Source organism: Natroniella sp. ANB-PHB2 (genome assembly GCF_046097105.1).
Taxonomy (GTDB): domain Bacteria; phylum Bacillota; class Halanaerobiia; order Halobacteroidales; family Halobacteroidaceae; genus Natroniella.
In genome coordinates this window covers 174,336-190,049 of sequence record NZ_CP175562.1, presented here as the reverse complement: position 1 = coordinate 190,049, position 15,714 = coordinate 174,336, and the positions used below count along the sequence as shown (strand labels likewise).

The window sequence follows — 15,714 nt, the reverse complement described above, 5'->3', positions numbered from 1 at the left end:
TAATTATATTGAAAATCACTTACCAATGACTCAGTTAATATACTTAGGCTTTACAATTACATAGTTTACTATAATTAGATGGATCTATCTTCTATTTTTAATTAAAAATATCCATTTATTAGTCTAGAAAAACTAAAAAGTTGCCCTTGATGGACAACTTCTGTTGATTATGTTAGTATTCTTTTATTTCCTCAGTCAATCTCTCTTTTAATTCATCAATTTTACGGCGAGCTCGTTGTAATGCATTATCGACTGTTTTAACATTACATTCAATCTCTAGAGCAATCTCTTTATAAGATTTACCTTGGATATACTTATCAAATACATCCCATTCTAACTCGGTTAGCATCTGACGCAATTGATAGATTACTTCTGTTACTAACTCACGATTGACATAGTTTCTTTCAGGATCATTATTTTGATCAGGTAAAATATCTAATAAAGTTCGCCCCCGCCCCCCATCATCTTTAGAATACTTCAACTTTTTATCAATAGAAGTGGAATTATTCAACGGCATATGCTTTTGGCGGTTAGCTGTCTTGATCGCTGATATAAGTTGTCTATTGACGCACAAATGAGCAAAACCGCGAAATGATGCTTCTCTCTTTACCTTATAATCTCTAATTGCTTTATGTAACCCTACCAATCCTTCTTGGATTACATCATCATTATCTAATCCTTTAATATAAAATAATTTGGACTTGGCATAAACAATATCAATATTACTATCGATTAAGTATTCCTCAGCCAGCTTGTCCCCCTTTTGAGCTAATCCGATCAACTCATGTTCAGACATTTCTTCATATTTACTTTCTAAATCTACTTTTTTACTGGCTTCACTCATTCTATCCCCACCTCGTGCGTTTTTTTTAGAATTCTACCTCTAATAAACACAATTAATTATACCATATTAAAAATACCTAGTCAAAAATTAGCCTAAAAACTCCTTAATTGACCTAATTAGTCTGACTAACGAATGCTCTTTGACAGTTATTGCCTCTTGAGGACATAGCTCTTGACAGCACAGACACTTAATACAACCTTCTTCTTCTATTTCCAAACCTTGCCGCTCAATAATCACTTCTTGTGGACAGCTTTGCACACAAAGTTGGCACTCAATACATTCCTGTTGATTAATTATTGGTTGAGATAATAAAGAACCAAATAAAGGTTGTAATAACCAATTAGGTAATAAACTCAATAAAGCATTAGATGGTAATCGATACTCTTGTTGACTAGGTTGATAACCTCCTATTATTTCTATCTGCTCCAATCGATTGCTTCCTAACCCTCTTTCAGCAGCTATCCGAGTAATTGGCACTTGATTTTGAGTATAACCCAAATAAGAAGCAGCTACTGTATCTAAAGCAACCAGGTCTTGACTGGCCAAAATAACCCCCATCTGACAGGCATCTCCAGTAGAGCCTGGGCCATTCCCCTCTAAACCGACTATTCCATCCATTATTGCTAGATCAGGCTTGACCAATTCAAAAATATCAACAACTAACTCTGAAAAATCAACTGGGTGGGGACAACTTCGATGGTATTCTACCTTCTTCATTCCAGGAATACAACCATATAAATTCTTAACTGCTCCAGTAAATAAGGTTAAGCTATGGGTCTTTAATTTAGGTAATGACACCACCAGATCAGCCTCCAATAATACCTCAGGTAATGGAAACTCATATTTATCACTACTGAGCACTCTGGTAGAAACTCGATCAAAATTGACCACTTCAACATCTAACTTCTGACAGACAGCCAATACCCCTGTCTTTTCAAATGCTTGCTCAGTCAGAGACTGATTGACCATCATCCCCCCTGAACTCTCCCCTACCTTAACTTCTGCTCCTAATTGTTGAAAATATCTAATTACAGCTTCCACTACAACAGGATGAGTAGTAATTCCTGCTTCAGGTTGGTGAGGACTTAATAAGTTTGGTTTTAATAATACCTTATCACCTCTAACAACCAATTGTTCAACTTGTAATTTAGTTAAGGCCTCTCTAACCTTCTTCAATACTGACTTCAGCTCATATTCTTGGCAGTCAGTTGCTATAACTTCCATCTTATCAACTCCTAATTTTAGTAAAAGATAATAATTAAATCCTGGATTTCTCCTCCTAATATAACATAGATTATAGTTAGCAAGATTATAACTAGAATTACCAAAATTCCATATTCTAATAATTCAAATTCATTTTCTTTCATTTTAAACCCCCACAAAAAAACTGAATTAAGTTTAAGGTTAAGTCTAAGTTTGAGTAAGGCCTAAGACCTTATAGTTTTAATGGTTAACTTAACCTCACCTTCGGGTTTATAAAAACCCTTCGTAATAAAAACCATTTCCTCAGCCTTAGACTTAAGCTGTTTTGTAATAACACTCTAGATTTTAACTATTCAATATTCAATATTAATTATTCACTGCTCTTTACGATCTTATTATATCAAAAAACACCTCTAAACAAAATATATTTTTACATCTATAAAAAAAGGCTCTTTAATCCCTATTAATAGGGATTAAAGAGCCAAAGCTACACTATTTATTTTAAAAAATTACAAAAGGAGGCTTTATATTAGAAAAATAAGTATTGCCCTAGATAAATAACTTAGAGTAGTAATCACTAACACTTATCAGGTTATCGCCTTATTTCAAAGGATTACTACTCTAAGAACTCTAGCAGGGAGTTAATTTTTTCACAAGCATACTAAAAATTTTAATAATAAGCTACCTAAGTATTTACTTATAAACTTATATCATTCGCCTTTACTACCTATATTATACCACAATAAATCAACTTGTCAAGTTTTTCACAAACTTTTCTGATAATTTATCTTAGTTGACAGTTAAAACCTTAAAGTCAAAACCACTCTAAAATATAAACGGGCCAACCCCCTAATTTAAGGAAGTTGGCCCTTATTATTTCTAATTACTAATGACTAGTCACTAATTAAACTTTTTCAACCTTAACAGCTGATACCTTATATTCAGGAATCTTAGCTATTGGATCAAGCTCAGCATTGGTCAATCTATTAGCTGGACTTTCAGCATAGTGGAATGGCATAAAGACCTCACCAGGTTTTACTATACTACCTATCCGAGCATAAGTCTCTACTTCACCCCGACGAGAAGCAACTTTGACTCGATCGCCATCTTCAATTCCTAAACTTTTTGCATCCTCTATATTGATCTCAACATAAGCATCTGGCTCATGCTGATCGACAGCTGCTGAACGTCTAGTCATACTTCCACCATGGAAGTGATAAAGCATTCTTCCAGTCATCATAATATAACCATACTCATCATCTGCTGCTTCAATAGGTGCAATATGCTCTACTGGATGAAAAATTCCCTTCCCATGAGCAAATTCACCTTCATGCAAAAACTTAGTACCAGGATGATCTGGATCTGTACATGGCCATTGCAACTCTTCATCTTCTAGCCTATCATAAGAGATTCCACCATAGATTGGAGTTACCTCTGCTATCTCAGCCATAATCTCTGCTGGAGATGAATAATTCATCTCATAGCCCATTCGCTTCGCTAACTCGCAGAAAATCTGCCAGTCAGTCATAGCTTCTCCAGGAGCCTCAACAGCTTTATTTATAAATTGAATCCGTCGTTCACTATTTGTAAAAGTTCCATCCTTTTCTGCAAAACAAGCTGCCGGAAATACAACATCAGCATATTCAGCAGTTTCAGTCAAGAAGATATCTTGAACTACTAAAAACTCTATCGTCTCTAAAGCCTCTTCTACATGCTGCTGATCTGGATCAGATAGAATTGGATTCTCACCCATAACATACAATCCTCTCAATTCACCTTCAGCTGCTTTGTTCATCATCTCTACTACTGTCAAACCAGCTTCAGCAGATAATTCATCTACTCCCCAAGCTGATTCAAACTTTTCTTTAAGCTCTAACTCTTCAACACTTTGATAGCCAGGATAAACATTAGGTAATCCTCCTAGATCACAAGCTCCCTGTACATTATTTTGACCTCGTAGTGGGTTAACCCCTGCACCTTCTCTTCCTACATTACCGGTCAACATTGCTAAGTTAGCAATCGCAAATACATTAGCAGTACCCGATTTATGCTGAGTAATTCCCATCGCATAATAGATCGCTGCTTTATCTACCGCAGCATACATTCGAGCCATCTTAATAACATCTTCAGCAGCAACCCCTGTAATCTCTTCTACCTTTTCTGGAGTATACTCCTTAACTACCTCTTTTAAATCCGCAAAATTTTCAGTTCTCTGTTCAACATAAACCTCATCATATAATTTTTCATCAATAATGACATGCATTAAGCCATTTAATAAAGCAATATCCGTTCCTGGTTTTTGAGTAACAGCAATATCTGCTACTTCAGTCAAACCAATACTTCTTGGATCAGCTACAATTAAATTAGTTCCATTCTTAACAGCTTTCTTCATCTTACTAGCGATTACTGGATGTGCTTCAGTAGTATTTGATCCAGTTACAAAGATTGTATCTGCTTGTTCAACCTCACCAATAGAGTTTGTCATAGCTCCACTACCAAAACTTGCGGCTAGACCAGCCACTGTAGCAGAGTGTCATAACCGGGCACAGTGATCTATACTATTTGTGCCCACAACCCCTCTCATAAATTTCTGTAACAGATAATTTTCCTCATTAGTACATCTAGCTGACGTCAAAGCAGCAACTGCTTGGCCACCATCTTCCTCTTTAATTGTAGTTAACTTATCAGCTACATAATCTAACGCTTCATCCCAACTAGCCTCTTCAAATTCTCCATCCTTTTTAATCAATGGCTTCGTCAATCGCTCAGGATGATCAACAAAATCATAAGCAAACCTACCTTTAACACAAGTCTCTCCAATTGGGTTAGGGCTATCTTCTTGATAGACAGAGCCTACTTGAACAATCTTATTATCCTTAATCTTCAGCTCAATCTGACAGCCAACTCCACAATAGGGACAAGTTGTTTGTACTCCTTCTAGCTCATAATCTCTACCTAAACCTTTAGCAGGTTTATAAGCCAAAGCCCCTGTTGGACACATCTCTACACACTGTCCACAGAAAACACAACTAGAATGATCAGCTCCTAAATCCTGATCAAAAGGAACTCCTACCTTTGATTGAAAACCACGTTCTGTAAAATCAATCGCTCCAGAACATTGAACTTCGTTGTCAACTCTAACACACTTACCACATAAGATACATTTATTTGGATCAAACTCGATGAATGGATTCTCATTCTTAATTTCAAACTTTTGCTCTTCCATTAAACCAAAGCTCGGCTTGGTGACACCATACTCATAAACTAATTCCTGCAGCTGACAAGCTCCATCCGCTTCACAAGTCATACAGTCATTAGGATGATCAGAAAGTAATAATTCAAGATTCATCTTACGTGCTGTTATAACCTTATCACTAGAAGTCTTAACCTTCATTCCATCAGTTACAGGTGTAGCACAAGAAGCCAATAAATTGCCACTTTCTGCATCTTCTACAACACAGATTCGACAAGAACCATGTAAGGTCAAATCTGGATGATAGCAAAGAGTTGGTATCTCTATATCCAATTTATTAGCTGCATCTAATAAATTAACCTGTTGGTCAACTTCAACCTGTTGACCATCTATTGTTACAGTAATAGTCTCCATTTTATCACTCCTTTTAATAATTTATTTATTGGGTAATTGCATCGACTGGACATTTCTCTACACAAACTCCACAAGCAATACATGCATCCTCATCAATTTGATGCTCTTCTTTAGCTTCACCAGAAATTGCATCAACTGGACACACATCAGTACAAGCAGTACAGCCTACACAAGCTTCTCCATCGATTATATAAGCACCTAGTAATTCTTCACAAGCACCAGCTGGACAACTCTGCTCATAAATATGAGCTTCATATTCATCACGGAAGTATCTTAAAGTACTTAAAACAGGGTTCGGTGCTGTCTGACCTAAGCCACATAAAGAAGTGCTCTTAATATTTTCAGCCAACCTCTCTAATAACTCAATATCACCCTCTTGCCCTTCTCCAATAGTAATTCGCTCTAAAATATCTAACATCTGTTTAGTCCCTACTCGACAAGGAGTACATTTACCACAGGATTCACTTTGGGTAAAGTCCAAGAAGAATCTAGCTACATCGACCATACAAGTTTCTTCATCCATCACAACCAATCCACCAGAACCCATCATTGCTCCAACTTCAAGCAATGAATCATAATCGATCGTTAGATCTAATTTATCCTCTGGTAAACATCCACCAGATGGCCCACCAATCTGAACTGCCTTAAACTCTTTACCATCATTAATTCCACCACCAATGTCATAAATAATCTCACGCATAGTAATTCCCATTGGTACTTCTGCTAAACCGGTATTGTTGATCTTACCAGTTAGAGCAAAGACCTTAGTTCCAGTACTACCTTCAGTTCCTACTTGCTTATAAGTTTCAGCACCATCTCGAATAATATTCGGCACATTAGCATAAGTTTCAACATTATTTATGTTTGATGGTTTACCCCATAACCCCTTTTGAGCTGGGAAAGGAGGTCGTGGTCGTGGCATACCTCGTTTACCCTCAATTGATGCCATCAAAGCAGTCTCTTCTCCACAAACAAAAGCCCCTGCTCCTTCCTTAATATGTAGCTCAAAGTTGAAACCTGTTCCAAACAAATTATCACCTAATAAACCATACTCTTCAGCCTCTTTAATAGCTATCCTTAACCTTTTAATTGCTAATGGATACTCTGCTCGCACATAAACATAACCTTCATCAGCTCCAATTGCATAAGCAGCAATGATCATCCCTTCAATTATTCGGTGCGGATCTCCCTCTAAGAGACTACGGTCCATAAATGCTCCTGGGTCTCCTTCATCTGCATTACAGATCACATACTTTTTATCACCTTCTGCTTCACTAGCAAACTGCCACTTAAGACCGGTAGGAAAACCTGCACCTCCACGGCCTCTTAAAGCAGAATCTTTAACTTCATCGATAACTTCTTGAGGTGTCATCTTGGTCAAAGCTTTTCCTATCGCCTGGTAACCCCCAGTAGCAATATACTCTTCAATCTTCTCGGGATTGATATATCCACAATTTTTCAAAGTAATTCTTTCCTGCTTTTTATAAAATTCAATATCTTTATAAGACTGAATACTTTCATTGGTTACTGGTTCTTGATATAAAAAATCTTCTACTATCTTTCCTTTTAAGATATGTTCTTCAACCAATCTTTCCATATTCTCTGGTTTCAGTTCACAATAAAATACACCCTCTGGATAAACAATGATGAGTGGCCCTTTTTCACAAAAACCATGGCAGCCAGTTTCTAAAACCTTAATCTCATCTTCTAACTCATGACGGGCCAACTCCCCTTCTAAAGAACTTCTAACTTCTTTACATCCTGAAGAAACACATCCCGTCCCTCCACAAATCAAAATATGAGATCTATAAATTGATTGATCCACCTCTTCTTCCCTCCTCTTAAAATTACAATTATTATTTTAGTTCTAACTCTTTTACAATATTACCCTCAACAAGATGTTCAACAATAATCTGCTCCACCTTCTTAGCAGTGACATCACCATAAGTGATTTTAGGCTCTTCTGGTAATTTAACAGCAACTACTGGCTCATGGTCACACTGACCACTACACTCTGTTTGGGTAACTATCACATCTAAGTCTCGCTGCTTGACCTCAGCTAAAATCTGCTTTAAAGTTTTCCTTGCTCCGGCATAAATTCCGCAGTCATCCATCCTAACAATAATTTTGGGCTTGCCAGAACTATTTCTAACTTGTAACTTCTTTTGAGCCTGCTCTCTTAACTCCTCTAACTCTACTAATGATTTCATTCCTATCACCTCCACTTATTTGTGCTAAACTTTATTTCCGATATTCTTCTAAAACTTCAGGCACCTTCTCTGGAGTCAATAAACCATGAGTATTATCATTAACCATAATCACTGGGGCCAACCCACAAGCTCCAATACAAGCAACCGATTCTAAAGTAAACTTAAGATCAGCAGTCGTCTCTCCATCCTCTATTCCTAACTCTTCTTTCATCTTATCTAATACCTTATCTCCACCTCGCACATGACACGCAGTGCCCATACAAACCCTGATTATATTTTCACCACGTGGTTCTAGATGGAACTGGGAATAAAAAGTTACTACTCCATAAACTTGACTAAAAGGTATTCTTAAACCCCTTGCTATCTCTTCTAACACTTCTTGAGGAAGATAGCCATATTCCTCTTGTGCCTCCTGTAAAACAGGAATTAAATCCTTCTCCTTACACTCATAACTAGCTAAAAGTTCATACAGTGGGGCCAAATACTGCTCCTGATTGTCCCCAGCATTTCCACATGAACATATCATATTCTAAATCCCTCCTTAACTTAATAGATTTAATTTATGTGATCATCTCATATCCAAGAAGAACAATTTTAAGATAAGTTCAACCATATCTTAACTAATACTTTTAATTATACTTAAATTACAAACTCAATTCAACTAAATCTATTAATTCATCTCAGCTTCTAAAAAAATAAATCACATCTAAAAACTACACAAAACATATTAAGCTTAATGCTAAATCTAAGTTCAACTAAAACTAATTCCAGCCACAGGATTTAACCTATGGCTGGAATTTAAATATCTTAATCTTCTATTATAAATTACCAATCGCCCATTGATTTTAATTACTCAATATTAAAAGCTCAATTGACTTACTAATTCTCTACAGGTAATTTCTAAGTCCAATTGTCAATCCATGATTTGAGCTCCCAGCAATCCCTCTAAAACCTGCTTCCAGATACCAATCTCTAGTTAACATATAATCAAAACCAACACTATATCCCAAAGGATCTTCACTATCTAACAGAATATTAACTCCCGCATTTAAAGTAATATATTGAGATTGATCATTAGAAAGCAACATTCCTAATTGATTACTACCTTCACCATCCAAATTGGTCTGATAGCCTACTAATCCAGTCAAATTAAAATCACGATCATCAACAACTTTAAACTTTAGATTAAGATCTATCAGATCATCTCCATCATCACCAAAATAGAAAAATCTAGTATCCAACCCTAACGTTGGAGTCAAGCCAAAATCGCCTTCAAAGATCATTGCTTTAATTTCACTATCTAATCTTTGAACACTATAAGCGATAGAATTTCTGCCTTGTCTAATTTCAGCTTGTGGTAATCCCCAAGCTACTCCTACCTGGGCCAACAATAAAAATACCACTAATCCTAAAACTAAATTTAACCTCTTCATCTTCATCTCCTCCTATTTAAAATTCTAATACTTTTTCAATTTCAACTTCTTGATTATGTATTAAATCTATTTCTTTAATTTCCTTTACTTTATTTCCAGCTCGATCCCTAACAATCCTTACAACAGGCTCACTCAAATTCTCTTTGTTAACATCTACTACCAATCCTACTTCCTGATTACTTAATGCAACAACTGTTCCAACTGGATAAGTAGCAATATGCTTATGTAACACATCAACAAACTTAGGGTTCAATTTAGTCCCCTTTAATTGTTGGATTATATCCAACGCTTCATCAGGCCTCAACTTTCTTTTATAAATTCTATCACTAGTTAAAGCATCATAAACATCAGCTACCGTAACTATTTGAGCAAATTCATTGATCTCATCTTTATAAAGGCCTCGCGGGTAACCACTGCCATCATAATGTTCATGATGTTGGTAAGCAACATGAGCTGATAAAATACTGATTCCTTCTATCTCCCTGATTAATTCATAACCATAATCAGGATGTTTTTTGACTACTTGGTACTCTTCATCTGTCAACTCTTTAGATTTCATAATAATCTCTTGGGCAATCATTGTCTTACCCAAATCATGTAAAAAAGCACCAGTAGCAATCTTCTTTAACTGCTTTATACTATAATCAAAATTTAAAGCAATTAGGATAGCTAAAATAGTTACTTTAACTGAATGATGAAATGTATAACTATCATAACTTCTAATATCATTAAGGTGAATAATTACATGATTTTGTAATAATATTTCATCTAAAATATCAGTAATAGCTTCTTTTATCTCTTTAGAATCAATGCCATGGCCTACCTTAATCTGCTCCATCGTTTCTTTGATAACCTTGATTGCCTTTAGCCTTGTCTTATCTGATAATGGTTCTGGTATTGAAACCTCAGGTAACTCTTCATTGAAAATATAAATCTCCATTATTTGAAGATTTTTTAAACTATCTATATAAGCTTCCTTCAATCTCACTCCAGAATTAAGCAATATATTTCCGTTAGCTGTATAAATAGTCTTAGCTACCTTCATTCCAGGCTCCAACTCTTCTACTGGAATTCGTTTCATTATTTATCCCACCATTTCTAAATCTAAATTATAGCCTTATTATCAACTCGCATCTATCGTAGTGTTCAATCATCTGCCCCCACTTAACTCTCCCTTTCAAAATCATTAGCAATAACTTCCTCAATCTTAGCTAATGCCTCTTTAGCATCCTTACCTTTAGCTTGTATTTCAATCTTCTCACCACAGCCAACAGCCAAATTCATCACACTAATAATACTTTTTAAGTTAGCTTCTTGATTATCTCTAACAACGATAATTTCTGATTCAAATTGGCTAGCAATAGAAACTAAGACAGCAGCTGGCCTAAGATGAAGACCAATTTCATCAATAATTGTTATCTCTTTAGTTAGCATAATTGTCACCTACTCTTATTGTTCAAGATAAATTAGTAAAAACCTTCTTGAAATAGTTAGAACTATCCTTTTATAATTAAATTTTCAATTTTTTATTTTTTTGATCTTGAATCATTGCCGTCAACTTAACACATAATCTTTTATTCATCTAACTTTTTATTGATATATTGTGTCACTTTTCCTTTATAAAAATCACACTCAAACCCATGTTTACGAAAAAATTAAAAATCAAACTTTCTTCCGTGCTACCTTTTTTCTTGATAAAAAAGTAGCCAAAAAATCAAGAAGAATTTGAACTTGTGCAACTATTAAAATCAAATCTCTCTTACTTAAAACATTAAGATCAATCTGTAAAATTATCTGCCCTTATCGCAGTCGCATAATTCTTCAAATAAAATCAAAACCCTGCAATCTAAAATTTAATCATTAAGGACATTTTGCAGTAATATCTATATTTTTAACAAATTATTATTTTAAATTAGTGTTAATTTGCGTTCATTCGTGGTTCCCTGTTTTTTTGAAAGTGCCACAATATTGTAATAAAGCTTCACTTCGAACCCCTAATTATCCTAAATTAAAAAGAATGAATCTTGAAGTTAATTATTTATTGTTTTTTTAGCAATGCTACATTCTCAATGTGATACGTTTGAGGAAACATATCGACAGGTTGGATCTCTTCTAGTTGATATCCAGCCTCAGTTAAATACTTCAAATCTCTAGCTAAACTTGCTGGATCACAGGAAACATATACGATCCGCTCAGGTTCTAACTCAACAAAAGTAGCTAGCACCTCTTGATGACACCCCTTCCGTGGTGGATCAACAACAATAACCTCTGGCCTCAACTCTTTTTTTAATCTAGGTAAAACTTCTCTAACTTTACCTACCTCAAATTGGCAGTTATCAATTTCATTTAATTGAGCATTCTCTTGAGCTGCCTCAATCGCTTCTCCAATAACTTCAATACCCCAAACTTCCTTAGCAAATCGGGCCAAATAAAGAGCAATCGAACCGACACCACAATAAGCATCAAGTACTCTCTCTGTACCCGATAATTGAGCATACTCGACAACTTGATCATATAATATCTTAGCCTGTAAGGTATTGACCTGAAAGAAAGCAAGCGGAGATATTTTATATTTGATCGGGCCAATATAATCTATAATATGATCTTCTCCTACTAACTGCTTAGTTCTTCTTCCTAGTACAATATTGGTCTCTTCAGGATTAATATTTTGATTAACACTGACTAATTCAGGTATCCGCTCTAACAATTCAGTTGCTATCTCTACTCCTGCTGAAAATTCTTCATTCTTAGTTACAAAGATCAGCATTGCTTGATTGGTACAGACTCCAACCCTAACCACTAAATGGCGTAATAACCCTTTATGTTGCTTTTCATCATAGATTGAAACCTGATGTTCCTCAATCAGATCAATCGCCTCTCTAAGCACCCGATTAATTAAAGGATGTTGAATCTTACAGTCTTCTAGTTCGATTAACTTATGAGTTCCTAAAGCATAAAAACCAGTAATCACCTTATCTCCTTGCTTGGCTACTGGAAACTGAGCTTTATTCCGATAAAAGAAAGGATTCTCCATTCCTTTAACCGGATTAACCTTAACCTCTGTCAATTTAGCAATCCGTTCTATAGTATCTACAACAATCTTTCTTTTATATTTCAACTGAGCTTGGTAATCAAAATAAGAGATCTGGCAACCGCCACAATCTTCATCTTCTTGGCAGCTTGGTTGAACCCGTTCAGCAGATTGCTCAATTACTTCAACAATCTTGGCCCTACCGTAGCTCTTTTTGACTTGGGTTATTTCTACTTTAACCTTTTCTCCAGGAATTCCTCCCGGGATAAAAATTACAAAGCCATCAACTCTTCCTACTGCATCCCCTCCAGTTGCTAAATCTTCTAGTTCAATAATTATCTCTTCTCCAACTTTTATTGGTTTAGCACCCATACAAATCTCTCCTTAACTTATAAACTTCACTTGATAATTAGATTCTAAAATCTTTTAACACTTTGTTATTTTTTTAATTATTCACAATAAAAACTCTACTCTTAGTTTTTTATTACTCTTTGTGACTTGATATTATCTAGTATTTATCTATTAATCAAATCTCATTCTATCATTCACGATCGAAAATCAATCTTCCTGCTTAAAGGTGAATAATATTGATATACAGTGGCACTTTTCGTTCGTAAAAGAATGTGTTTTTGTAGGGGCGACTCTCCGTGGTCGCCCGTGATTTAACATGGTCAGGCACAGAGACCTGCCCCTACAAATATCATTTCTACCCGCCAAATCAAAAGTGCCACACTTTTGTAATTAAACTTTTGCTCTTCTACTATTCATTATTAAATATTCATTGCTTTCCCAACAAGGAATTTTAACTTTAATCGCTAATTTACTATGTAATAAAGCACTAGGAGGAAATAATAATGAATCGTAAAAAAATAATTTATTCTTTAATTGGCGTACATCTATGCTACGCTATCTATTATTATCTTGATTTTAACCATAAGCTACAAGAATCATTCAATCATAGTAAACTGGTCAACCACTCATTTCTAGAAGAAAACACTCTAAGAAATCTCTATTTAGTCAGCTTAAGTATTATCTTCATTAGTATACTTTTTGACTGGCGAGAAGAGAAAAAGTTGGCTAGAGAACATAGAAAAGAAAAAAGGAGGAATTATTATTCCCCCTAACCTCTACTAGCTTATTTTATTAATAATCTCTTCTGTAATCTCTGTGGTCTTAGCCTGCCCTCCTAGATCAGCAGTCAAAACTTCTGCTTCAACTAAAACTTGACCGATAGCCTCTTCTATCTTATCGGCTGCTTCTATCTCATCTAAATACCTTAACATTAATACTGCTGATAATAATAAGGCCATTGGATTTGCTTTATCCTCCCCTGCAATATCAGGAGCAGAACCATGAACTGCTTCAAAAACAGCAAGCTCATCATTAAGATTAGCCCCTGGTGTTACTCCTAAGCCACCAATCAAGCCTGCACATAAGTCAGATACAATATCCCCGTATAAATTAGGTAAGACTAAGACATCATAATCTTCAGGATATTGAACTAACTGCATACACATATTATCAACAAGCTTATTATCGAATTCAATCTCTGGATAATCTTGAGCAACCTCTTCTGCTACTGACTTAAATAAGCCATCTGTTAGCTTTAAGATATTTGCTTTATGGACAGCAGTTACCTTATCTCGGTCATTCTTCTTTGCATATTCAAACGCAGATCTTACAATTCTCTCCGAAGCCTTTCTCGTTGTAATCTTGATACTCTCTGCTGCATTATCGCCAACCATATGTTCAATTCCAGCATACAACCCTTCAGTATTCTCTCTAAAGATGACAACATCTAAGTTTTCAAATTCAGTCGGTGCTCCTGGTAAGATCTTAGCCGGTCGTAAATTAATATATAGATCTAATTTTTGTCTGATAGCTACATTAACACTTCTAAATCCACTACCTACTGGTGTTGTAATTGGCCCTTTTAAAGCTACTTTATTCTTTTTAATTGAATCTAGTACCTTCTCAGGAAGCGGAGTTCCCTCTTCTTCCATTACGTTGGCCCCTGCATTTACTATCTCCCAATTAACATCAACACCTGCCGCTGCAATAATCTCACGAACAGATTTAGTTACCTCCGGGCCAATTCCATCCCCGGGAATTAAAGTAATATCATACATAAATTCTCACTCCTTAATTACTTAATTATTACTTTATTAGTTTGCCTGGCTTTGATTCTGCTGTTCTGCTTTATAATCTTCATAAATATACATCAACTCTTTATCAAATAAAGCTCTCTTGAATTCAACAGCTGTTCTTCTTACTCGTGGCAATAAAGCCTCTGCTTCTTGTGCTGTTAATTCAATTCCATACTCTAAGAACTTATTAACGATTGCCTTCTTCCCAGAGTGCTTACCGATAATAATTTGTCGCTCCAACCCTACTTCTTCTGGAGCAAAAACTTCATACGTTGCAGCATTCTTTAAGACTCCATCAGCATGAATACCAGATTCATGAGCAAACATATTAGTTCCTACAATTGCCTTCCAAGCTGGTAGCTCTCGTGCAGAAGCTCGTGATACATATTCAGATAATGCTCTGAAATCCTTAGTAGAAAATTCCATATTAACATTATACAGATGCTTAAGAGCCATAACTATCTCTTCAATAGCTGCATTTCCAGCTCGCTCTCCTAGACCATTAACGGTAACCCCAATATAGTTGGCCCCTGCTTTAACACCAGCTAAAGCGTTTGCAGCTGCCAAACCAAAATCATTATGTGTATGCATCTCTACATCAATACCAATCTCATCAATTAATGCTTTAACTCTATCATAAATATCAAACGGCTCCATAATTCCTACAGTATCACAATATCTTAATCTATCTGCTCCTGCTTCTTTAGCTTCCTTAGCAAACTTGAATAAAAATTCCTGATCACTTCTAGATGCATCCTCAGCATTAACAGATACATATAGTCCATTCTTTTTAGCAAATTCAACAGCCTTAACCATATTAGATAAGACCCAATCTCTATCTTCTTCTAGCTTATGTTTAATATGAATATCAGAAGTAGAAATAGAAATGGCCACTGCATCAACTCCACAGTTTAAAGAAACCTGGATATCAGAAACAACCGCTCGATTCCAAGCCATAATACTAGCATTCAAATCCGCTGCTACAATTGTTTTAATTGCTTCCTGTTCATCTCCGCCCATTACTGGAATGCCTGCTTCTATTTGATCAACACCAATTTGATCCAATAATTTAGCAATCCTAATCTTCTCTCGATTCGCAAAAACTACTCCGGCAGTCTGTTCTCCATCACGCAAAGTCGTGTCAACTATCTTGACATTCTCCATACTCTCACACTCCTCAATTAATCAATGATTTTATAAGCATTCAACTATATGCCACTATAAACAAATTAAAAAATA

Annotated in this window: 13 protein-coding genes; all 13 read right to left on the bottom strand. The window is 35.6% G+C overall.

Going from position 1 to position 15,714, the window contains the following annotated elements; genetic code table 11:
- Positions 1–172: 172 nt before the first annotated feature.
- The 13 genes from sigH to nifV all read right to left on the bottom strand — a co-directional run bounded on the left by sigH (position 173) and on the right by nifV (position 15,639).
- Positions 173–844 carry an RNA polymerase sporulation sigma factor SigH gene (sigH, locus tag ACKF5P_RS01000; protein WP_408955653.1) on the bottom strand — a complete coding sequence of 224 codons (672 nt, stop codon included), beginning with the start codon at positions 842–844 and terminating at the stop codon, positions 173–175.
- 87 nt (positions 845–931) lie between these two features.
- On the bottom strand, positions 932–2,068 hold the full coding sequence (locus ACKF5P_RS00995; protein WP_408955652.1) for a DUF362 domain-containing protein: 1,137 nt from the start codon (positions 2,066–2,068) through the stop codon (positions 932–934).
- 17 nt (positions 2,069–2,085) lie between these two features.
- A complete protein-coding gene (locus tag ACKF5P_RS00990) occupies positions 2,086–2,211 on the bottom strand; it encodes a hypothetical protein (RefSeq protein ID WP_408955651.1) in 126 nt (41 codons plus the stop codon).
- 740 nt (positions 2,212–2,951) lie between these two features.
- Positions 2,952–5,654 (bottom strand): formate dehydrogenase subunit alpha, encoded by a 2,703-nt coding sequence (gene fdhF / locus ACKF5P_RS00985; protein WP_408955650.1) that lies wholly within the window; start codon positions 5,652–5,654, stop codon positions 2,952–2,954.
- Between the two features lie 25 nt (positions 5,655–5,679).
- Positions 5,680–7,479, bottom strand: coding sequence for an NADH-quinone oxidoreductase subunit NuoF (gene nuoF, locus ACKF5P_RS00980; RefSeq protein WP_408955649.1), 1,800 nt, complete (start codon positions 7,477–7,479; stop codon positions 5,680–5,682).
- Between the two features lie 31 nt (positions 7,480–7,510).
- Complete coding sequence (locus ACKF5P_RS00975; RefSeq protein ID WP_408955648.1) at positions 7,511–7,864, bottom strand: (2Fe-2S) ferredoxin domain-containing protein; 354 nt, start codon at positions 7,862–7,864, stop codon at positions 7,511–7,513.
- A gap of 31 nt (positions 7,865–7,895) precedes the next feature.
- Entirely contained in the window at positions 7,896–8,390 is a 495-nt protein-coding gene (gene nuoE / locus ACKF5P_RS00970; RefSeq protein ID WP_408955647.1) for an NADH-quinone oxidoreductase subunit NuoE, read from the bottom strand.
- Between the two features lie 361 nt (positions 8,391–8,751).
- A complete protein-coding gene (locus tag ACKF5P_RS00965; RefSeq protein ID WP_408955646.1) occupies positions 8,752–9,297 on the bottom strand; it encodes a hypothetical protein in 546 nt (181 codons plus the stop codon).
- Positions 9,298–9,313: 16 nt separating this feature from the next.
- Positions 9,314–10,378 (bottom strand): HD-GYP domain-containing protein, encoded by a 1,065-nt coding sequence (locus ACKF5P_RS00960; protein ID WP_408955645.1) that lies wholly within the window; start codon positions 10,376–10,378, stop codon positions 9,314–9,316.
- 83 nt (positions 10,379–10,461) lie between these two features.
- Positions 10,462–10,731: an HPr family phosphocarrier protein gene (locus ACKF5P_RS00955; protein WP_408955644.1), complete on the bottom strand. Its 270-nt coding sequence runs from the start codon at positions 10,729–10,731 to the stop codon at positions 10,462–10,464.
- Positions 10,732–11,335: 604 nt separating this feature from the next.
- A complete protein-coding gene (gene rlmD / locus ACKF5P_RS00950) occupies positions 11,336–12,700 on the bottom strand; it encodes a 23S rRNA (uracil(1939)-C(5))-methyltransferase RlmD (protein ID WP_408955643.1) in 1,365 nt (454 codons plus the stop codon).
- Positions 12,701–13,458: 758 nt separating this feature from the next.
- Positions 13,459–14,457 (bottom strand): isocitrate/isopropylmalate dehydrogenase family protein, encoded by a 999-nt coding sequence (locus ACKF5P_RS00945; protein ID WP_408955642.1) that lies wholly within the window; start codon positions 14,455–14,457, stop codon positions 13,459–13,461.
- A gap of 36 nt (positions 14,458–14,493) precedes the next feature.
- On the bottom strand, positions 14,494–15,639 hold the full coding sequence (gene nifV, locus ACKF5P_RS00940) for a homocitrate synthase (protein ID WP_408955641.1): 1,146 nt from the start codon (positions 15,637–15,639) through the stop codon (positions 14,494–14,496).
- Positions 15,640–15,714 lie beyond the last annotated feature (75 nt).

Excerpts from the sequence above, each read along its gene's own strand:
- sigH (WP_408955653.1), bottom strand. The coding sequence starts at position 844 with ATGAGTGAAGCCAGTAAAAAAGTAGATTTAGAAAGTAAATATGAAGAA.
- ACKF5P_RS00945 (WP_408955642.1), bottom strand. The coding sequence starts at position 14,457 with ATGTATGATATTACTTTAATTCCCGGGGATGGAATTGGCCCGGAGGTA.
- ACKF5P_RS00995 (WP_408955652.1), bottom strand. The coding sequence starts at position 2,068 with ATGGAAGTTATAGCAACTGACTGCCAAGAATATGAGCTGAAGTCAGTA.
- ACKF5P_RS00955 (WP_408955644.1), bottom strand. The coding sequence starts at position 10,731 with ATGCTAACTAAAGAGATAACAATTATTGATGAAATTGGTCTTCATCTT.
- rlmD (WP_408955643.1), bottom strand. The coding sequence starts at position 12,700 with ATGGGTGCTAAACCAATAAAAGTTGGAGAAGAGATAATTATTGAACTA.
- nuoE (WP_408955647.1), bottom strand. The coding sequence starts at position 8,390 with ATGATATGTTCATGTGGAAATGCTGGGGACAATCAGGAGCAGTATTTG.
- nifV (WP_408955641.1), bottom strand. The coding sequence starts at position 15,639 with ATGGAGAATGTCAAGATAGTTGACACGACTTTGCGTGATGGAGAACAG.
- ACKF5P_RS00990 (WP_408955651.1), bottom strand. The coding sequence starts at position 2,211 with ATGAAAGAAAATGAATTTGAATTATTAGAATATGGAATTTTGGTAATT.
- ACKF5P_RS00965 (WP_408955646.1), bottom strand. The coding sequence starts at position 9,297 with ATGAAGAGGTTAAATTTAGTTTTAGGATTAGTGGTATTTTTATTGTTG.
- ACKF5P_RS00975 (WP_408955648.1), bottom strand. The coding sequence starts at position 7,864 with ATGAAATCATTAGTAGAGTTAGAGGAGTTAAGAGAGCAGGCTCAAAAG.
- ACKF5P_RS00960 (WP_408955645.1), bottom strand. The coding sequence starts at position 10,378 with ATGAAACGAATTCCAGTAGAAGAGTTGGAGCCTGGAATGAAGGTAGCT.